Consider the following 20,371-nt stretch of genomic DNA (forward strand, 5'->3'; position numbering starts at 1 on the left):
TCGGCCGGACCGGCGTCGCAGGTCACCCAACCGGTGCGTCCAGCACCACCGGCTCGCCGTTCTCGATCACGTCTTCCAGCACCAGACCCTCGACGTGCTCGACGACGCCCGGCTGGCTCGTGGTGCCGAGGTCGACGTGCCGCAGCCGGACGCCGACGATGGGCGCATCGGCGTAGCCGCGCAGGTTGAGGCCGCGGCGGGCGGTGCCGACGGTCAGGTCGGAGACCTCGAGGTCGGCCACCCGCGGATTGAAGCCGTGCCCCGGGCCCTCCTCGTAGTTGAAGTTCACGTCGATCACCGACGACCCCACCTGGCCGATTCGCAGCTCCCTGGCGTGGAACCGCTCGATGAAGCCGCCGCGGACCGAGTTGGTCTTGAACCGCAGGGCGATGTCGAGGTTCGGGCTGGACAGGTCGCAGTCCCGGACGAACACGTTCCGGACCCCACCGGTCATCTCGCTGCCGATCGTCACGCCGCCATGGCCGTCGCGCATCGTGCAGCCCTCGATCAGCACGTCCTCCGTGGGCACGTTCACCCGGCGGCCGTCGGCGTTGCGGCCGGCCTTGATCGCGATGCAGTCGTCACCGGTGTCGAACGTGCAGTCCCGGATCACCACCAGCCGGCACGACTCGGGGTTGCAACCGTCGTTGTTCGGCCCGTGCGACCGGACCGTCACGCCGCGGACCACGACATGGTCGCTGAGCGTCGGGTGGATCTCCCACATCGGTGAGCGCACGATCGTCACGCCCTCGATCAGCACGTTGTGGCACCGGTACGGCTCGATGAACGACGGTCGCAGGTAGCCACCTTCGCCGAACCGCCGCTGCTCCACCGCGACGCCCTGCTCGGCCTGCTCGAACAGGAGCGCCCGCGCCTCGGCCTGGTGCGGGTCGCCCGGCTCCCAGCCGTCGTCGCCGGAGCCCTTCCAGGGCCACCAGTGGTCGAGGTCTGCCTGACCGTCGAGCGTGCCGCTGCCGCTGACGGCGATGTTCTCCTGCTCGAAGGCATAGATCAGCGGGGAGTAGTTGTAGAGCTCGACGCCCTCGAACCGGGTCAGGACCAGCGGCAGGTAGTCCGACGGACGAGTGCTGAACAGCAGCGTCGCACCATCGCTCACGTGCAGATCCACGTTGCTCAGCAGGTGAATCGGGCCGGTCGGCCAGCTCCCGGCCGGAACCACGACGTGCCCGCCACCGGCTCGGTGGCAGGCGGAGATGGTGGCGGCGATCGCGGCCGTCGCGTCCTGGCCGGCCACGGCGCCGTGGTCGGTGATGTCGTACCAGCGCCGCGGGAACCGGGGACCGCGGACGGTCGCCGCGATGTACGCCGCGCGCGCCCACGGCTGGTTCGGCCCGGCCACGCCGGGGCGTGGTCCGCCGGTTGCCCGGGCAACCGGTGCGGCCGCGGCGCTCGTCGACTGCAGGCCCAGCAGCCCGAGCCCGGTCGCACCGACGCCGCCGAGGAAGGTTCGTCGGGTCTGGTCGGTCATCGTGGTCTCCTCACCAGCGGGGCGGAATCCCTGTAGCTGCAGGGGTGTAAACCTTTTCCTATTTCAGCGGACTACTGCTGGTCAAGGTCTTGACGTGCCTGGTTCGCACTGCGACGGTAGCCGGGAAAAGGATTACCTGCCCGCCGCCCCGGGGTACTCCGCGGTGGCCTGTGCGAGGGAGACCGTCGTGCGTCAGCTCCGCCTGTACCTCGTCAGCCTGTGCCTGGCCGTCGGCCTCACCGCCGGCGCGCTCACCGGGCCCGCCGCCGCCGCGACGGCCGCCGCGAACCCCGCCACGTTCGGGCCGTTCGACCCGCGGATCGAGTTCCAGGGCCACTGGGCGAGAGACGACGACCTCGCGACCACGGTGAACTCGGGCTCGTTGTTGCGGTTCCGGTTTACCGGGGACCGGCTCGGCGCGTGGTTCGAGACCGAGTCGATCACGGTGCCGGCGCAGCTGTACGTGTCGGTCGACGGCGGCGAGGCGCGGCTGGTGAAGGTCGACGAGGAGCACAAGGTGTTCGCCGAGGGGCTCGACCCGGGCGTCGTACACACGGCCGAGATCGCGGTGAAGGACGTCGACGAGTACGAGAACCGATGGCTCTCCCCGGTGCAGTCCGGCGTGGTGCTGTCGAAGATCGAGCTCGCACCGTTGGCCCAGCTGGTACCGCTGCCGACGACCGCCGACCGGCGGCTGGAGTTCTACGGTGACTCGATCACCCAGGGTGTGATGGCGTTGTGCCCGCGGCTCGGGATCGACTGCGCCGACGGGACCAAGAGCTACGCGCACCTGGTGGGCAAGGCGTTCGGCGCCGCCACGAACCAGGTCGGCTTCGGCAAGCAGGGCATCATCCAGCCGGGTCACGGCAACGTCGGCACCGCTGCGGAGTCGTTCGGGTTCCACCTGGCCGGGTTCCCGGCCGAACCGTTCGACCCCGGTGCGGTCGTGGTCAACTTCGGCACCAACGACGCGCCGTACCCGAGTGAGGAGTTCGCGCCGAAGTACCTCGCCTACCTGCGCCAGGTCCGGGCCGCGAACCCGCAGGCGCTGATCCTCGCGTTGCGGCCGTTCAACGGGACGCACGCCGCCGACATCAAGGCCTCGGTAGCGCAGGCGAAGGACCGGAAGACGGTGTACGTCGACACCGCGGGCTGGCTGAGCCCGGGCGACTACAACGGCGGTTCGCACCCGAGCGTGCAGGGCCACCAGCTGGCCGCGGGCCGGCTGGTCAAGGTGCTCGAGGAGCTCACCGGCTGGCGGGCCTCCCGGCCCGGTGATACGGCTTCACCGAAGCTAGCGCCGATCGGGATGGCGGCCGCGACGTGTGCGGACACTCAGCTGCGGTTGACGTTCGACGGTCCGCTCGAGCTCGGGTTGAAGGGCAAGCTGCAGATCCACCAGGTGGGCGGTGAGGTCGTCGACACGATCGACCTTGCCGACGCCGCGACGTACCAACGAACCGTCGGCGGCGCCCGCTCGGACTACGGCGAGCTGCACAAGTGGACGTATCAGCCGGTGGTGGTCGACGGGCGGACGGTCTCGATCCACCCCCACCAACGGCTCGCCGCGGGCCGGGGGTACTACGTGACCGTGGAGCCGGGGTTCTTCGTCGGGCATCCCGGCATCACCTCGCCGGTCGAGTGGACGTTCCGTACCCGGCACGACCCGAAGGTCGGTAGTACCCGGCTCACCGTCGACAGCCGTGGTGGTGCGGGCTTCTGCACCGTCCAGGGAGCCGTCGATTTCGTGGCGGAGGGCAACGACCACGAGGTGCGGATCGACGTCGGCCCGGGCCGGTACCGCGAACTCGTGTACGTGCCGCAGACCAAGCCGCACGTCACCGTCGTCGGCGCCGGAGCCGGCCGGACCGAGATCGGCTACCCGAACAACAACCTGCTGAACGGCGACTACGCGATGGCGAACGTGCCGATCGACCAGGCGTACTGCCCGCGCCGGGTGCTCGCCCAGCCGGACCGGTTCAACTGCTGGCGCGCCGCGATGGGGGTCGACGCCGACGACTTCTCGATGGCCGACGTCACGGTGCGAAACCTGACGCCGTACCGCGGGTCGCAGGCCGAGGCGTTCCGCGGCAACGGTGAACGGATCGTGCTCGCCCGGGTCCGCATCCTCGGCTACCAGGACAGCCTCCGCCTGCAGGGCAAGGGATTCGTGACCGACAGCTACGTCGAGGGTGACGTGGACTTCGTCTGGGGAACCGGCGGCGTCTTCGTCCAGGACTCCGAGCTCAAGGCCCTGCACGCGGGGTACTACAACCAGGTCCGCAACTTCGACAACGGCCCCGGCAACGTCTTCGTCCGGGTCCGGCTGACGCGCGGTCCCGACGCACCCGACGACAGCGTCTACCTCGGCCGGGTCGAGCTGAGCCGGTTCCCGACCAGCCAAGTGGTGTTCGTCGACTCCGCGATGGACAGCCACGTCAAGACGACCGGCTTCCAGGTCACCAGCCCGAACGACTGCGCCGCGGCCGGTCAGCTGCGGTTCTGGGAGTACGGCAGCACCGACCTGGCCGGCCGGCCGATCGACACCAGCGCGCGGCTGGCCTGTTCCCGGCAGCTCACCGTCGACGAGGCCGCCCCGTTGCGCGACCCGGCGAAAGTGCTCGGCGGCTGGCGCCCTGTCGTCCCGACTTCCCGCTCCGAAAGGTGAAACGATGTCTGCACTGAATCGCAGGTCCGTGCTCGGTGCCCTTGGCACCCTCGCGGCCACGACCGCCACCGGCTGGACCGCGACCGCCGCCGCTGGTCTGAACGCTGCGGGAGGCGCTGTGTCCGAAGGCCCGACCGGCGTCCTTCCGCACCCCGCACCACGCCCCGTCGCCCCGGTGAACGCGGAGATCGCCGCCGCCCACAGCGCGGCGTACAGGACTTTGCCGCAGGTGGTGGTCGACGTCGACGTCGAGGACCTGATGAAGATCCACACCGCCGAGGATGCGGAGGCCTTGCGTCCACAACTGGTCGCGCAGGTGTGGAAGGACACCGGCGTCATACCTGCCACGCTGCCCGAGGTGCGGCGCGACATCGGTACGCCGGCCGAGCTGCCCGCGTTGACCGGTGTCCGGCGGTACGACCGGCTCGAGGTGGCGATGCGGTTCGGGTACGTCGCGACGGTGTTCCTGGTGGAGCCGGTACACCGTACTCATCGCCGGATCGCGTTCTACCACAACGGCCACGGTGAACCGCTGGACACGTTGCAGCGGACCACACAGGGCCTGCTCGACCACGGGTACACCGTGCTGCTGTTCGCCATGCCGTTCTACCACTGGAACCCGAAGACCCTGCAGGATCCGGTGGATCCGATGGTGCGGCAGCAGCCGTCGCACAACGACCTCAACCTGTGGGAGTCCGCGGAGTACTCGCCGCTGGCGTTGTTCCTCGAGCCGTTGGCAGTGGCGATGAACCACGTGCAGGCGACGTACCGACCGTCCTCGGTCCAGATGATCGGCCTGTCCGGCGGCGGCTGGGCGACCACGATCTACCCGGCCCTGGATCCGCGCATCACCCGCTCGTACCCGACGGCCGGCTCGTTGCCGTTCTTCGTCCGCCCGGGCTCACCGAAACCCAGCCCGACCCGCGGCGACTGGGAGCAGCGCCAGGACAAGCAACCCGGCTTCTACGGCCTGGCCGACTTCCCGGACCTCTACGCCCTGGCCGCCGTCGGCCGTAATCGCCGGCAGCTGCAGATCCTCAACCGTTTCGACGAGTGCTGCTTCAACGGCGTCGGCCACCGAAGCTACGAAGCCGCCGTCCGCCAACGCATCGCCGTCATCGGAACTGATGCCGTCAGCAACGAGTCGAACGGCCACTGGGAACTGCTGGAGGACGCCACCCACGGCGACCACACGATCAGCCCGTACGCCCTCTCCGTCATCCTCTGGGACCTCGACGTCCACTGCGCCCAGCTGCCCTGAGCCGACTCCCCTGGGTCCGGGGTGAGAACACCGACCGGGGACCTCGGACAAGATGTTCGCTGTCCGCGGTCCCCGGTCGGGTGTTCGGCCTCAGAGGAGGTCGGCGGGGGTGGTGACGGCGTGGCCGTTCACGGTCACGTTGTGGAGGGTGAGCTCGGCGTGCTCGATGGTGCTGGGGGAGTCGACGGCGGTGAACGTGCAGTCGATCAGCCGGAGGTCCTGGACCGGGGAGCGTTCGTAGCCGCGGACGTGCAGGACGTTGCGGGCCCGGCCGACGGTGACGTTGCGGAGCTCGACGTTGCGGACGATCGGGGTGAGCGGCCCGGTGTCACCTTCGCCGCGGTGGAAGTTGCACTGGACGACCTCCTTGCCGAGGTCGGAGATCGTCAGGTCCTTCAGGTAGATGTTCTCGGCGAAGCCGCCGCGGATCGAGTTCGTCTTGAGGTACAGGCCGAAGTACAGGCGTCGCTGCCGATGGCACACTCGCGGACGAAGAGGTTGCGGACACCACCGGTCATGTCGGAGCCGACGGTGATCGCGCCGTACTTGACCGTCAGCGTGCACCTCTCGATCAGGATGTCCTCCGACGGCACACCGACCCGCAGACCGTCCGCCTCGCGGCCGGACTTGATCGCGATGCAGTCGTCGCCGGCGGTGATGGTGCAGCCGCGGATCACCACCGACCGGCAGGACTCGACGTCGACGCCGTCGTTGTTCGGGCCCTCGGTGTCGATGGTGACGTCCTGCACGGTGACGTTGCGGCACAGCACCGGGTGGATCTCCCAGAACGGCGACCGGACGATCGTCACGCCCTCGATCAGCACGCCCTCGCAGTCGTACGGCTGGATGAAGCTCGACCGAAGGTGGTAACCGGGTCCGTACACCCGCTCCGCCACCGGTACACCGTCCGCTCCCTGCTGCCGCAGCATCGCGAAGTCGTCGTCGCATCGGTGGAACCAGCCCCACCAACTGTCCCAGTCCGCGCCACCGTCGAGGGTGCCGGCCCCGGTCACGGCGATGCCGGTGCAGCCGTTCGCGTAGATCATCGGCGAGTAGTTCAGCACCTCCACGCCCTCGTACCGCGTCTGGACGACGGGCAGGTAGTCCGCCGGGTCCGTGCTGAAGAGGAGCGTCGCCCCTTCGGACACGTGCAGGTTGACCCCGGACCGCAGGTGCACGGCACCGGTCAGGAAGGTCCCCGGCGGCACCACCACCCGGCCCCCGCCGGCCGCGGAGCACTCGTCCACCGCCGCGCGGATCGCCTTGGTGCTGTCGGTCGTCCCGTCGCCGATCGCGCTGTACGCCGTGATCGGGTAGTTCCGGTCGGGGAAGACCGGCGGTCGGATATCGGCCAGGATCCGGTCGACGTCGTCCCACCCGCTGGTTGCCGCCGGCATCAGAGCAGCTGGGCCGGATCGGTGATCGGCTGCCCGTTGACGAAGAAGTTCTCGAACGACAGGTCGACGTCCTGGATCGTGCTGGCCGCGTCGATGCTCGTGAAGGTGCAGTCGATCAGCCGGAAGTCCTGGATCGGCAACCGGGGGTACCCGGTCATCGAGAAGGCGTTGCGGGCGTGGCCGACGGTGATGTTGCGCAGTTCGACGTTGCGGACCCGCGGTGTGAGCGGACCGGTGTCGCCCTCACCGCGGTAGAAGTTGCAGGACACGACCTCCTTGGTGAGGTTGGAGATCTCGATGTCCTTGAGGTACACGTTCTCGGCGTAGCCACCGCGGACCGAGTTCGTCTTGATGTAGAGGCCGAAGTACTGGTACCCGCTGCCGATCCGGCAGTTGCGCACGAACACGTTCCGGACCCCACCGGTCATCTCGCTGCCGATCGTGATCGCGCCGTAGCGGATGTTCATCGTGCAGTCCTCGATCAGGATGTTCTCCGACGGCACGTTCACCCGCAGCCCGTCGGTCCCGCGGCCGGACTTGATCGCGATGCAGTCGTCGCCGACGTCGAAGGTGCAGTTGCGGATCACCACGTACTGCGAGCACTCGGGGTCCACTCCGTCGTTGTTCGGGCCGCGGCTGTCGATATGCACGTTCTGCACCGTGACGTTGCGCGACAGCACCGGGTGGATCTCCCAGAACGGTGACCGGAGCAGGGTCACGCCGTCGATCAGCACGTTGCGGCAGTGGTAGGTCTCGATGAACGCGGCCCGCAGGAAGTGACCGGCGCCGAAGATCCGCTCGGGCACCGGGACGCCGCGGTCGGCCAGGTCGGTCAGTGCCTGCGCGTCCGGACCGGACGGGCCGACCCAGGACCACCAGGTCTCCCAGGTCGCCTGCCCGTCGAGGGTGCCGGTGCCGGTGACGGCGATGTTGTCGCAGTCGCGGGCGTAGATGAGCGGCGAGTAGTTCATCAGTTCCATGCCCTCGAAGCGGGTGAGGACCACCGGCAGGTACTGCGCCGGGTCGGTGCTGAAGAGCAAGGTCGCGCCCTCGGACACGTGCAGGTTCACGTTCGACCGCAGGTGGATCGCGCCGGTGAGGAACGTCCCGGCGGGAACCACCACCCGGCCACCGCCGGCTAGGTGGCAGGCTTCGATCGCGGCCCGGATCGCGGCCGTCGCATCGGTGCTGCCGTCGCCGACCGCGCCGTACGCCGTGATCGGGAAGTCGCGGTCGTGGAACCTGGGCGGCCGGGTCTCCCGCAGGATCTCGCCGACGTGCCCCCAGCCGGGGCCGCCATGGCCGTCCGGGCCGAGCGGCGCGGTGGCGTCCGGAGTACCGGCCGCAGCGGCGGCGGCCTGGCCGGCGGTGAGGGCGGCCGCGGTCGGCAGCAGGGCAGCGCCGGCAGTCATCCGGAGGAAGTTCTTGCGACTGAACTTGTCTTGCACCACGTGTTCTCCTCGTGTGGTCGGGGCGGTCAGTTGTCGACCCGGACGCCGTTGATCCAGACCTGGTCGAGGCGCAGCCGTTCGACGTACTGGATCGAGTTCTCCTCCTCCATCCCGTCTAACCGGCAGGCGTGCAGCCGGATGTCGCGGAGCGGGTCGGTGGCCAGGCCGAGCAGGTTCAGGGCGCGCGGGGCGCCGGCGGCGGTCAGGTGGCTGATGGTGATGCCGTGCAGGTCCGGCGGGAAGTCGCCGGCGGTGACGTTCGCGTAGTTGAGGACGATCTCCACCACGGAGTCGGCGGCCTGGCCCACGGTCACCCGGCGGACGTCGAAGTTCGCGATCGTGCCGCCGCGCTGCGGGTTGCTCTTGATCCGGATCGCCCGTTCCAGCCGCGGGCTGCTCATCCGGCAGTCCCGGACGAAGACGTCGGAGACCCCGCCGGTGGTCTCACTGCCGATGGTGACACCGCCGTTCCCGTCGGCCATCTCACAGTCGCGGACGACGGCGTACCGGGTGGGGACGTTCACCCGCCGGCCGTCGGCGTCCTTGCCGGCCTTGAAGGCGATGCAGTCGTCGCCGGTGGAGATCGTGCAGCCCTCGATCAGGACGTCGGTGCAGGACTCCGGGTCGATGCCGTCGTTGTTCGGTCCGTGCGGGCTGTCCACGACCACGCGGCGCACGGTGACGTTGCGGCACAGCACCGGATGGATGTTCCACATCGGCGAGTCCTTGACCGTGATGCCGTCGAGCAGGACGTTCTCGCACCGGTTGAACTGGAGCAGGTTCGGCCGCAGGTAGTGCCCGGCGCCGAACACCCGCTGCTCGACCGGTACGCCGTCCGCCGCCATCGTCAGCAGCAGCGTCTTGTCCGGGCTCTCGTTGGGCGGTGGGCCGCCGGTCCAGTCCCACCAGTGGGTGGCGTCGGCGCGGCCGTCCAGCACACCGGCGCCGGTGACCGCGATGTCGCGCTGCCGGTAGGCGTACACCAGGGCCGAGTAGTTGTAGCACTCGGTGCCCTCGTACCGGGTCGGCACCACCGGGAGGTAGGCCGCCGGATCCTGGCTGAACGCCAGCCTGGAGCCTTCGGCCAGGTGCAGGTCCACGCCGCTGAGCAGGTGGATCGCGCCGGTCCGGAAGTCGCCGGCGGGGACGAGGACGTGACCGCCTCCGGCCTCGTGGCACGCCCGGATCGCGGCCCGGATCGCGGCCGTGCAGTCGGTCGCGTCGTCGCCGACCGCGCCGTACCGGGTGATGTCGAACCATCTGTCCGGGAACCGCGGCGCCCGGATGCGCCGCAGGATCCGCGCGACCTGGTCGTCCGCCGCCTTCTCCGCGGCGGCAGCGGATCCGGCCGGTTCGCCCGCTTCGACGGCGGCGGCCGGGGCGGTGCCGCCGCTGAAGAACAGACCTGCCGCCACCGCGCTGCCCGCCACCAGGAAGCCCCGGCGGCCGTAGCACGGGTCTCCCACCGTGCGGTCTCCGTCGTCGGGACCGGGTGCCTGGCGGGGTTCCTGGCTCATGGCTGTGCTCCGTTCGGACGGCAACAGTGCAAACGATTGCACAAGATCGTGCACCGGGCCGTGCGGTGTGTCAACGGCTCGTTGCGACGAAGTCTTGACCGGTCCGGAATCTCTTGGATACTTGCGTGCAAAGGTTTACCCGTCGAAAGGTTCCGCCCATGAATCCCAGCCGCCGCCGGATCCTCGGCCTCGGTCTTTCCGGACTGGTTGCCACCGGCATCGGATCCGACCTGCTGACGCCGGCGCCCGCCGCCGCGCTGAGCGACCGGGAGCAGTCGGTCCGGTCCCGGATCCGGCCGCCACGGTTCCCGGACCGGTGGTTCCCGATCACCGAGTACGGCGCGACCCCGGACCACGCAGGCGAGGGAATCGCGCAGGCGATCAGGGCGTGCCACGCGGCGGGCGGCGGACACGTGGTGGTACCGCCGGGGGTCTGGCAGACCGGCGCGATCCACCTGCTCAGCCACGTCGACCTGCATCTGCAAGAGGGGTCGACACTGCGGTTCAGCACCGACCCGGTCGACTACCTGCCGGTGGTCCGCACCCGCTGGCAGAGCGTGGAGGTCTACAACTTCTCCTCGCTGATCCGGGCCGAGGACCAGACCGACATCGCGATCACCGGCTCGGGTGTGCTCGACGGCGCCGGCGACAACGAGCACTGGTGGTACCTGATCGGCAGTGGCCAGTACGGTTGGCACAAGGGACTGCCGAACCAGCGCGCCGACTGGGGCGAGCTGGAGCGGATGAACAACGAGCAGGTCCCGCTGGAGCAGCGGGTGTTCGGCGAGGGGCACTACCTGCGGCCCAGCTTCATCCAGCCGTTCCGCTGCCGCAACGTGCTCATCGAGGGCGTCACCGTGCGGAACTCGCCGATGTGGACGATCCACCCACTGGAGTGCCACAACGTCACGGTGAAGGACGTCCGGGTGCACAACCTCGGACCGAACGGCGACGGCTGCAACCCCGAGTCGTGTACCGATGTCCTGATCCGGGGCTGCACGTTCGAGACCCACGACGACTGCATCGCGGTCAAGTCCGGCCGGGACGCGGACGGACGCCGGCTCGGCCTGCCGTCGCGCGGCATCATCATCGAGGACTGCACGTTCCTGAGCGGTGGCGCCGCGGTGGCGATCGGCAGCGAGCTGAGCGGCGGGATCGAGGACGTCTTCGTGCGCCGGCTGCGGATGCCGGCCGACCCGGCCGCCGACGAGGCGTTCCAGCAGTGGGTGCTGTGCGTGAAGTCGACCTCCACCCGCGGCGGGTACGTCCGCAACATCGACGTGCGCGACGTCGACTGCCAGGCCTGGACCTACCGTCCGCTGGAGATCACCTTCAGCTACCAGGGCGGCGGGGACCAGTCGCTGTTCCCCGAGGTTTGCGACATCCGGTTCGACCGGATCTGGGTCGCCCGGGCGGAGCGGGCGTACCGGATCGTCGGCGCGGAGACGATGCCGATCCGCTCGGTGGCGGTCACGAACAGTCGTTTCGGCGTCGTCGAGGCGGAAGCTGTCGTACAGTACGCCGACGACGTGAAGATCCGGAACGTGCGGATCGGCGACACCCGGGTGGGGTGACGGCACCCCGCCCCGGAACGGGCGAGAGGTGACGGTGGCGGAGCGTGGACGGGTCCGGCTGATCGACGTGGCACGCGCGGCGGGCACGTCGGTCTCGACCGTGTCCCGGGCGCTGAACGGCTCCGACCGGATCTCCCCGCAGGTGGTGGCGCACGTCCGGGCGGTGGCCGACGAGCTCGGCTACCGCGCCGACCGGCGGGCGCAGGAGTTCAAGCTCGGCCGTCCCCGCACCGTCGGGGTCACCGTGCCCGACCTCGCGAACCCGTTCTTCTCCGAGGTGCTCAAGGGACTCGGCGCCGCCGCCCGTGCGGACGGTCATCGGCTGCTGATCGGCGAGAGTGGCGAGGATCCCGCCGAGGAGCTGCGGCTGGTCGAGGAGCTGGCGGACCATTCCGGCGCGCTGGTCCTGTGCAGTTCACGGCTCACCCGTGCGGGTCTGGACAGGGCCCTCGCGCTGCCCGTGCCGGTGGTGTGCATCAACCGCACGGTGAAGAATGCGGGGGTGGTCGCGATCGACTACCGCGCCGCCAGCCGGTTGCTGCTCGAGCACCTGACCGGACTCGGCCACCGCCGGGTCCTGTACGTCGGTGGTCCGGCCGCGTCCTGGTCCGACGCCGAGCGCCGGCGGACGCTGCGACGCACGGCGCGCTCGCTGGACGTCACGCTGGACGAGATCGACGGCGGCTGGTCCGGTCATCACGGCTACGGGGCCGGCCCGACCGTACTGCGCAGCCGGGCGACCGCGGTCATCACCTTCAACGACCTGGTCGGCGTCGGCTTGCTCAGCTGGTTGCACGACAACGGCGTCGAGGTGCCGGCCGAACTGTCGGTGACGTCGTACGACGACATCCCGATCGCGGCGTACTCGCGGCCGCCGCTCACCTCGTTGCGCAACGAGCGGGCGCGGCTGGGCGAGCTCGCCTGGCGGCAACTGGCCGGGCGGCTGGCCGGCGAGGAGTGGCCGAGGCCCGATCTGCTCGCGCCCGTGCTGGTGGTCCGGGCGAGCACCGGACCGGCCCGCCGACGGGTCCGCATCCGCGCGCACTGAGCCGGTCGTGCGCCGGCGGGTGACCGAGCTGCTCGCGGGAGCGTGGAAACCCTGTCAACAAACGTTTGCACGCGACCTCACCATGCGGACAGCCCGGTGACCCCAGGGGCCCGATGGGTTAGGTTCGGGGCATGCTGCCGTCACGGGTTCTGCTGGGGACGGCGTACTACCCCGAATACCTGCCCCGCGCGCTGGCCGGCCGGATCGACACCGATCTGGACCTGATGGCCGCGGCGGGGATGACCGCGATCAGGGTGGGCGAGTCGGTCTGGTCGACCTGGGAGCCGCGCGACGGCGTCTTCGACCTGGACTGGCTGCGGCCGGTGCTCGACGGTGCCGCCGAGCGCGGCGTCGGCGTCCTCCTCGGGACCCCGACTTACGCCGTACCGCCGTGGTTGCAGCGTGCCCACCCGGAGATCGCGGCCGAGCGCCGGACAGGTGAGCGGGTGCCGTGGGGAGTACGCCAGGAGGTCGACTATCAGCAGCCTGCGTTCCTCTTCCACGCCGAGCGGGTGATCCGCCGGATCGTCGAGCACCATCGCGATCACCCGGCGGTGATCGGCTACCAGGTCGACAACGAGCCAGGGTTGCTGCTGCCGCACAACGAGAGCACGTTCCAGGCGTTCGTGGCCGGGCTGCGCGCGGAGTACGGCGATGTCGAGACACTCAACGAGGCCTGGGGACTCACGTACTGGTCGCACCGGCTGAGCGACTGGACGGAGCTCTGGCGGCCGGACGGCAACAGCACCCCGTCGTACGACCTGGCGTGGCGGCGGTTCCAGGCGAGCCGGACCACGGACTTCATCGGCTGGCAGGCCGACCTCGTCCGGGAGTTGCGGCGGCCGGGGCAATTCGTCACGACGTGTCTGGCGTACGGCCGGGCCGCGGTGGCCGACGTCCCGCTGACCGGGCGGCTCGATGTTGCGGCAGGCAACGTCTACGTCCACGTCCAGGACGGGTTGGACCGGCCTCCCGGACCGCAGCGGTTCGAGCCGGGCTGGTTCGGTCGCAGCGTCGCCGAGCTGTACCTGTCCGCGGACCGCATCTACGGCTCACGGCACGAGCCGTTCCTCGTCACCGAGACCAATGCGACGTCGATCGGCGGCTCCCAGCTCAACCACCCGCCGTACGACGGGCAGCTTCGGCAACTCGCCTGGGCCCTGGTGTCCCGGGGCGCGCGGATGATCCAGTACTGGCACTGGCACTCGATCCACCACGGCGCGGAGACGTTCTGGGGCGGGATCCTCGGGCACGCGCTGCAGCCGGGCCGGGTGTACCGCGAGATCGCTGCGATCGGTGCCGAGCTCGAGCAGGCCGGTGCGGAGGTCGCCGAGCTGCGGCCGGATGTGGACGTGGCGGTGCTCTGGTCGACCCAGAGCGACTGGGCGTTGCAGTTCCAGCCGCCGCTGGCGCATCCCGGCGGCACCCCGGACCCGGCGTCGTACCGCTCGATCGTCACCGCGTTCTACGCCGGCGTGGTCGACGCGGGGCTGCGGCCGGGGATCCTGCCGGCCGAGCATCTCGGCGACCCCGCCGCGCTCGCCGCCCGGCTGCCCGTCCTGGTCGCGCCCGCCTTCTACATCGCCTCCGACGACGAGCTCGACCTGCTGGCGGAGTACGCACGGGCGGGTGGTCACCTCGTCGTCGGCCCGCGCACCGGGTACGCCGATCCGGAGGCGCGAGCGCGGACCGAAGTCGCGCCGGCGCGACTCCGGGAGGCGGCGGGCGTCCACTACGTGGAGTACGAGAACCTGCTCCACCCGCTGCCGGTCCAGGGCACCGAGGTCGCGCCTGGCGCGGAGGCGACGCGCTGGGCCGACGATCTGTTCGTGGAAGACGCGGAGGCGATGGCCTGGTACGACCATCCAGGTGGTGGACGCCGTCCGATCGTCACCACCAAGCGGTACGGCAGTGGCCGGGTGACGTACGTCGGAACCGTGCCGAACCCCGTTCTGGCCGCCTCGATCGCCGGTTTCGCGGCCGGATCCGCGCTGGTCCGGTGGAGCGATCTCCCGGACTCCGTGACGGTGCTGTCCGCAGTGAATCCCGTCGGCAGGCGGCTCTGGTTCCTGCACAACTGGTCCGGCGACCCGGTCGACGTGACCGCGCCGATCGCGGCGACCGACGTACTGCGCAAGACGCCGGTGGCACCCGGTGAGTCGATCCACCTGGCGGCCCGGGACGTCCATGTCCTGAGAGCGGAAGCCTGATGTACTTCGAGGATCTGGTCCCGGGCACCGGTCGCCGTGAGCCCCGGGCCTGGTTGCGCTCGTCCGCCCCGGTGATCAGCCTGAACGGGCGCTGGCGGTTCAAGCTGTCGCCGGGGCCGGCCGAGGCGCCCGCCGACGTGATGTCATCGGACCTGGTCGACGACGACTGGGACGAGCTGGCCGTGCCCGGGCACTGGGTGCTGCAGGGCCACGACCGGCCGCGGTACACGAACACCGCCTTCCCGTTCCCGATCGACCCGCCGCGGCCGCCGGCCGCCAACCCGACCGGCGACCATCGGCGCTGGTTCGACCTGCCGGCGAGCTGGCCTGGCGAGCGGGCGGTACTGCGCTTCGAAGGTGTCGACTCCTGCTTCAAGGTGTGGCTGAACGGCGTCGAGCTCGGGACGTCCAAGGGCAGCCGGTTGCCGAGCGAGTTCGAGGCCGGTGCCCACCTGCGGCCGGGGCGGAACCTGCTGGCGGTCCGCGTCCACCAGTGGTCCTCGGGCAGCTACCTGGAGGACCAGGACATGTGGTGGCTACCAGGAATCTTCCGCGACGTGACCCTGCGCAGCCGTCCGGCCGGCGGCGTCGAGGACGTCTTCGTGCACACGGGCTTCGACCAGGTCAGCGGCGCGGGCACGCTCCAGGTGGACGGCGTCACCACCGACCCGGCGTACGCCGTGCGCGTGCTGGTGCCCGAGCTCGGCCTGGATCTCGCGGCAGGGGGGCCGGTGACGATTCCAGGCGTCGAGCCGTGGTCGGCCGAGGTCCCCAAGCTGTACGACGCGACGGTGGTGGCGCCCGGCGAGACGGTCGAGCTGCGCATCGGCTTCCGGACCGTCGCGCTCGAGGACGGCCGGCTCACCGTGAACGGCCGGCCGATCTTCTTCCGTGGGGTCAACCGGCACGAGCACGACCAGTACCGGGGCCGCGCCGTCAGCGAGGACACCATGCGGCAGGACCTGGTGCTGATGAAGCAGCACAACATCAACGCGGTCCGGACCGCGCACTACCCACCGCATCCCGCGTTCCTGGAGCTGTGCGACGAGCTCGGGCTGTGGGTGATCGACGAGTGCGACCTGGAGACGCACGGGTTCATCTACACCGACTGGCAGGGCAACCCGGCCGACGACCCGGACTGGGCGCCGATGATGCTGGACCGGATGCGGCGGATGGTCGAGCGGGACAAGAACCATCCGAGCGTGATCATCTGGTCGCTGGGCAACGAGAGCCACCGTGGCCGCAACTTCGGTGAGCTGGCGAAATGGACGCGGCAGCGCGATCCGGGCCGGCCGTTGTTCTACGAGCGGGACCGCAGCTACGAGTTCTCCGACTTCTACAGCCTGATGTACACGCCGATCGACGAGCTGGAGCGGATCGGCACCCGGACCGAGGATGCGCCGGCGGAGACCGCGGCCGATCCCCCGCTGGAGGCCCGCCGCCGGGCGTTGCCGTTCGTGCTCTGCGAGTACGCGCATGCCATGGGCAACGGTCCGGGTGGGCTGGCGGACTACCAGCGGGTGTTCGAGAGGTACCCACGGTTGCAGGGCGGCTTCGTCTGGGAGTGGATCGACCACGGCATCCTGTTGCCCGGGGCCACCGATCATGTCTACGGCGGCGACTTCGGCGAGAAGGTGCACGGGGGGAACTTCTGCATCGACGGCCTGCTCTTCCCCGACCGCACGCCGTCGCCCGGACTGACGGAGTACAAGAAGGTGATCGAGCCGGTCCGCATCACCGGGCCGGATCCGCTCCGGATCGAGAACCTGCAGGACTTCGCGACCCTGGACCACCTGACCTTCGGCTGGACCGAAGAGCTCGAAGGTCAGCAGGTAGCCGCCGGAACACTCACGGTGCCGAGCATTCCAGCAGGCGCGTCGGCCACGGTGCCGCTCCCGGGAACCCTGGTCACAGGAGCGCCGGCCGGCGGTGCGGGTGAACGCCTGCTGACAGTCAGCGCGGTCCTGGCCAACGACGAGCCCTGGGCGGCGGCCGGCCACGAGATCGCGTGGACCCAGTTCGCCCTGCCCAGCAATGGCCTCCCGCGAGGCTCGTCTGCCCCCACTACTCAGCGCCCGGCGCGGTCTGCCCGTCGCGCGGACGGGCGGGTGGTGTTGGGGACCGGCGTGTTCGACCCGCGCAGCGGCTTGTTGGTGGAGCTCAATGGGTTGCCGGTAGACGGGCCTCGGCTGGATCTGTGGCGGGCGCCCACTGACAACGACAACGGGCAGGGTGGGAACAACGCTGCCGTCAGTGCGTGGCGGGCTGCCGGACTGGATCGGCTCGGGCATCGCGTCGAGGCGGTCGAGGTGGAGGAGACCGAACTGGTGGTGCGGAGCCGGGTGGCGCCGGACGGACTCGGGCTCGCCGTGCGGGCGACGTACCGGTGGACGGCGGTGGGGGAGAGACTGACACTCACCGTGGACGTGCAGCCCGAAGGTGGCTGGGACGGGCCCGGCGGGACGATCAAACCGGCCTGCGAGAGCTGGCCGCGGTTGGGACTGCGGATGGCTCTGCCGCGGTCGCTCGACCGGGTGCGCTGGTTCGGCGGTGGGCCTGCTGAGGCGTACGCCGACAGTCGGCAGGCCGCGCGGATCGGGCGGTACTCCGCGACTGTGGACGAGCTGCAGACGCCGTACGTCGTCCCGCAGGAGAACGGGTCGCGGATCGACGTCCGGTGGGCCGAAGTCTCGGATGCCGAGGGCAACGGAGTACGCGTGGACGGGGCGCCGGTGTTCCAGCTGACGGCGCGGCGGTGGACGACCGAGGACCTCGAGCGCGCGCGGCACCGCAGCGACCTGACGGCGCGAGATCGGGTCTACCTCAACCTCGACCTGGCCCAGAACGGGCTGGGCAGTGCGTCGTGCGGCCCGGGAGCGTTGCCGCAGTACGTGCTCGCTCCCAGGCCGCGGACCTTCGCCGTGACGTTCAGCCCGCTCAGCGCGGGGTGACGAAGGTGATGTAGGTCGAGTTGCCCTTGTCCTCGACGCCGGAGTTGGCGCCGAGCTGGACTTGTCCGGCCGGCACCTCTCGCTTGAACAACACCAGCCGCTGGTCGGTCGTGCCGACCGTCTCGCCGGTCCGGGTGAACGAGCTCAGCCACTGCGGCCACCAGACACCCTCACCGCGCGGGTCGAAGGCGACGTACACGGTGGCCGGGCGGCTCACGTCCAGGGTGAGGTAGCTCGCGGCTGTGCTCTTGGAGTCGTCGTTGGCGCCCGGGATCAGCGCCTGCCCAGTCAGCTGAGCTGGCAGATCCGTCACTGTGTAGCTGCGGTCGACGTAGATCGGCGCGCCGGTCTGAGCCTTGACCAGGTTCTGCAGCTTGTCCGGCGTCCGCACGGTCACCAGGTCGCTCTGCAGCGGCGGCTCACTCCTCGATACGCCGAGCATCCGCGTGCCGACCGTCTTCACCGACTCAGCCTGCTCGCCGGTCAGCGGTGCGAACGCGAACGAGGTCAACGGTACGGCGACCCGCTCCACGACGTAGGAGTGATTCGGGACCAGCGGCACGGTCACGACCTCGTCCGTGGTCGGGGCGATCACCGGCCGCCCAGTGTTCTCGTCGACGACCCTGACCTGCTGGCCCGTCCACGGGTTGCGGACGCGCAGCGAGTCCTTGCTGCCGGCCTGGATACCGACCACGCTCGGCACGCCGTCCTTGACCTCGGTGCTGATCCGGTGACCGCCTTCGATCTCGACCGAGCCGGCGACGTCCCAGTCACCCGGCCAGGCCGGAGCGACGTGCACCACGCCGTCGTACGCCTGGACCAGCGCCTCCTGGAGACCAGTGGTGAGGACGCCGCCCCACTCGTTGTAGAAGCTCTGTTGCCGGACAGCCTCGCGTCCGGTCCGGTGCACGGTGAAGCCGTTCGGGAAGATCTGGAAGTCCTGGATGCCCTTCAGCAGCAGGCGTTCGACCTCATCAGCCTGGCCGAGCCGGGCGGCCCAGGTGCTGTCCATACCCCAGTCTTTGTCCTGCGGGTAGACGCGCTGCCGGTACGTCGCCTGCAGCAGGCCGGACGTCTCGTCGAACAGCCCCCACGGCCAGAGCGCCTCCAGCTCGGGGTTCTGGGTGTTCTGCGGCTCCTCGTCGGTGCCGGACCACGCCAGCACCTGCTCGCCACCGCGCTCGACGGTCCGGAACGGCGGCAGCTTGGTCACCGCCTCGCGAAGCCGCATCGCCAGAGCACGGTCGTGGTGGGCGTTGGCAAGATCGGCGACGATCGGGAAGATCACGCGCATCCCAGCCAGGTCCGGCGTCGGGTCTGTGGTGTCCCACTGCACCTCCAGCGCGTTGACGTGCTCGAGATGGAGGTAGCCGTCGGCGCCCGGTTTCAGCACCGACAGGTGGAACTCGGCGATGTCACGCATCAACGGATACGCCCGGTCGAGCAGGCCGCGATCGCCGGTGAAGCGGTACTGCTGCCAGATGTTGTTGACCAGTTCGGGTCCGCTGCTGAGGATCCGCTTCACCCAGCTGGGCTCGGTGGTGTTGTCGCAGCCGTCGGCGGTTCCGTCGTACCGGAGGAACTCGGGCACGCAGGTGCCCTTCGCGCCAACCCAGTGGGTCCGGGTCCACTCCTTCATCAAGGCGGCCCGGTCGAGGTAGAAGCGGAAGTAGGGCGCGTTGAACTCCGCGATACCGGCGCCCAGGTTGGCCGACACCAGCATCCGCAGGTTGAAGTGCCAGTACGAGTCCTGGGCCCAGTCGGCCTGGTCCTTGGCCGAGGAGAACATCCGGACCACCGCGCCGTGCGTGCTTGGTACGGCGGACCTCATCGACGCGGCCATCGTGTACAGCTGCAGGGTCCGCAGGTTCTCGACGTACTCGCCGGAGCCGTCGGCGGAGGTGATCCGCAGCGGTGCGGCCTTGGCCCAGAACGCGTGCCACCACGCGGTGTGCCGCTGATCCGGCTGCGGGTCGTCGGCATCCCGCACTGCCTTCTGCGCGGCTGCGGCGACGTCACCGCCCTGGTACGCCGGGACGGCGACGACGAGGCGGAACGAGCCGTCGGAGTTCGGGCGGAAGGTGAGCCGGACGGTCAGCGGGTCGACCACCTCGGCCGAGACGTCGCGTGCCCGGGCCGTCACCGCGGCCACGGCCCCCGTCGTACTGCCGGAGGCAGTGTCGTGGAAGGTCTCGGCGAGCGCGGCGACTGCCTTCGCGGCGGCGGCTTTCGGCGTACGACCGTCCCAGAGCTTGAGGTCGGCGGTCTGCTCCTTGGCCGGATCGGCGCCGGTCACCTCGAGAACGAACTGGTCGGCGTCGGCGCGGACGTACGAGCGGGCCGACATCCCGCCGCCGCGCTGGACCACCTGACCGTCGTACAGGGCGAGCCGGCCGGAGTAGTCGGCGGCGCGCATGAGCGGGTCGAGACCGGGGACGACGAGCCGGCCGGCGGACTTGAGCTCGGGGAACGTGTCCACCCGGTTGAGCTGGGCGCTGTATCCCTTCTCGGCCCAGACGGCAGCACCAAGCGTTCCGTTGCCGATCGGCAACGCCTGGTACGCGCGCCAGGCCGGTCCCTCCTGGACCAGGTCGGAGCGCGACACCAGGCCGGCGGGGTCGGTCCGCAGCGCACCGTCGTGCCACGCGGTGGTGGCACTTTCGACCGGTGCGGCCCGGCCGGAAGCGGCGGCGAGTGAACCGGTGCTGACGGCGAGCACGGTGACGAGCAGGGGAAGAGTCCATCGAACTGGCTGCATCACGGGAACCTTTCGGGTGGGCGGACCGGGTTCGTGAGTCTTGACCA

12 protein-coding genes are annotated in these 20,371 nt (G+C 70.1%); 6 read left to right on the top strand and 6 right to left on the bottom strand.

All coding sequences use genetic code 11. The annotated features are described in order from the left end of the window. Positions 1-22: 22 nt before the first annotated feature. Complete coding sequence (locus tag EV644_RS24320) at positions 23-1,489, bottom strand: glycoside hydrolase family 28 protein (RefSeq protein WP_132190948.1); 1,467 nt, start codon at positions 1,487-1,489, stop codon at positions 23-25. Between the two features lie 187 nt (positions 1,490-1,676). Here EV644_RS24320 and EV644_RS24325 point away from each other — a divergent pair, with 187 nt between their 5' ends. Continuing rightward, on the top strand, positions 1,677-4,157 hold the full coding sequence (locus tag EV644_RS24325; RefSeq protein WP_132190947.1) for a pectinesterase family protein: 2,481 nt from the start codon (positions 1,677-1,679) through the stop codon (positions 4,155-4,157). Between the two features lie 4 nt (positions 4,158-4,161). Continuing rightward, positions 4,162-5,418, top strand: a complete 1,257-nt coding sequence (locus EV644_RS24330; RefSeq protein WP_132190946.1) for a hypothetical protein — start codon at positions 4,162-4,164, stop codon at positions 5,416-5,418. Between the two features lie 90 nt (positions 5,419-5,508). On the opposite strand, the gene EV644_RS24335 is transcribed toward EV644_RS24330, so the two are convergent. The 4 genes from EV644_RS24335 to EV644_RS24350 are packed head-to-tail and all read right to left on the bottom strand — an operon-like array spanning position 5,509 to position 9,783. Further along, positions 5,509-5,901: a glycoside hydrolase family protein gene (locus EV644_RS24335; protein WP_132190945.1), complete on the bottom strand. Its 393-nt coding sequence runs from the start codon at positions 5,899-5,901 to the stop codon at positions 5,509-5,511. After that, a complete protein-coding gene (locus EV644_RS24340; protein WP_132190944.1) occupies positions 5,814-6,815 on the bottom strand; it encodes a glycoside hydrolase family 28 protein in 1,002 nt (333 codons plus the stop codon). The genes EV644_RS24335 and EV644_RS24340 overlap by 88 nt, the downstream gene beginning before the upstream one ends. After that, entirely contained in the window at positions 6,815-8,266 is a 1,452-nt protein-coding gene (locus tag EV644_RS24345) for a glycoside hydrolase family 28 protein (protein ID WP_241998682.1), read from the bottom strand. The genes EV644_RS24340 and EV644_RS24345 overlap by 1 nt, the downstream gene beginning before the upstream one ends. Positions 8,267-8,292: 26 nt before the next feature. Next, on the bottom strand, positions 8,293-9,783 hold the full coding sequence (locus tag EV644_RS24350; protein ID WP_132190943.1) for a glycoside hydrolase family 28 protein: 1,491 nt from the start codon (positions 9,781-9,783) through the stop codon (positions 8,293-8,295). A 158-nt stretch (positions 9,784-9,941) separates the two neighbouring features. Here EV644_RS24350 and EV644_RS24355 point away from each other — a divergent pair, with 158 nt between their 5' ends. The 4 genes from EV644_RS24355 to EV644_RS24370 all read left to right on the top strand — a co-directional run bounded on the left by EV644_RS24355 (position 9,942) and on the right by EV644_RS24370 (position 17,566). After that, positions 9,942-11,357, top strand: coding sequence for a glycoside hydrolase family 28 protein (locus EV644_RS24355; protein WP_132190942.1), 1,416 nt, complete (start codon positions 9,942-9,944; stop codon positions 11,355-11,357). Between the two features lie 34 nt (positions 11,358-11,391). Then, positions 11,392-12,405, top strand: a complete 1,014-nt coding sequence (locus tag EV644_RS24360; RefSeq protein WP_158292915.1) for a LacI family DNA-binding transcriptional regulator — start codon at positions 11,392-11,394, stop codon at positions 12,403-12,405. 131 nt (positions 12,406-12,536) lie between these two features. Next, positions 12,537-14,615, top strand: coding sequence for a beta-galactosidase (locus EV644_RS24365; RefSeq protein ID WP_132190940.1), 2,079 nt, complete (start codon positions 12,537-12,539; stop codon positions 14,613-14,615). Beyond that, the gene (locus EV644_RS24370; RefSeq protein ID WP_132190939.1) at positions 14,615-17,566 is read left to right on the top strand and encodes a glycoside hydrolase family 2 TIM barrel-domain containing protein; all 2,952 of its coding nucleotides are present in this window, start codon (positions 14,615-14,617) and stop codon (positions 17,564-17,566) included. The genes EV644_RS24365 and EV644_RS24370 overlap by 1 nt, the downstream gene beginning before the upstream one ends. On the opposite strand, the gene EV644_RS24375 is transcribed toward EV644_RS24370, so the two are convergent. Further along, positions 17,553-20,324 carry a glycosyl hydrolase family 95 catalytic domain-containing protein gene (locus EV644_RS24375; protein ID WP_132190938.1) on the bottom strand — a complete coding sequence of 924 codons (2,772 nt, stop codon included), beginning with the start codon at positions 20,322-20,324 and terminating at the stop codon, positions 17,553-17,555. The genes EV644_RS24370 and EV644_RS24375 overlap by 14 nt on opposite strands. Positions 20,325-20,371: the final 47 nt, after the last annotated feature.

The organism is Kribbella orskensis, from assembly GCF_004342085.1.
Classification (GTDB): domain Bacteria; phylum Actinomycetota; class Actinomycetes; order Propionibacteriales; family Kribbellaceae; genus Kribbella; species Kribbella orskensis.

Excerpts from the sequence above, each read along its gene's own strand:
- EV644_RS24320 (WP_132190948.1), bottom strand. The coding sequence starts at position 1,489 with ATGACCGACCAGACCCGACGAACCTTCCTCGGCGGCGTCGGTGCGACC.
- EV644_RS24330 (WP_132190946.1), top strand. The coding sequence starts at position 4,162 with ATGTCTGCACTGAATCGCAGGTCCGTGCTCGGTGCCCTTGGCACCCTC.
- EV644_RS24340 (WP_132190944.1), bottom strand. The coding sequence starts at position 6,815 with ATGCCGGCGGCAACCAGCGGGTGGGACGACGTCGACCGGATCCTGGCC.
- EV644_RS24350 (WP_132190943.1), bottom strand. The coding sequence starts at position 9,783 with ATGAGCCAGGAACCCCGCCAGGCACCCGGTCCCGACGACGGAGACCGC.
- EV644_RS24355 (WP_132190942.1), top strand. The coding sequence starts at position 9,942 with ATGAATCCCAGCCGCCGCCGGATCCTCGGCCTCGGTCTTTCCGGACTG.
- EV644_RS24365 (WP_132190940.1), top strand. The coding sequence starts at position 12,537 with ATGCTGCCGTCACGGGTTCTGCTGGGGACGGCGTACTACCCCGAATAC.
- EV644_RS24370 (WP_132190939.1), top strand. The coding sequence starts at position 14,615 with ATGTACTTCGAGGATCTGGTCCCGGGCACCGGTCGCCGTGAGCCCCGG.
- EV644_RS24375 (WP_132190938.1), bottom strand. The coding sequence starts at position 20,324 with ATGCAGCCAGTTCGATGGACTCTTCCCCTGCTCGTCACCGTGCTCGCC.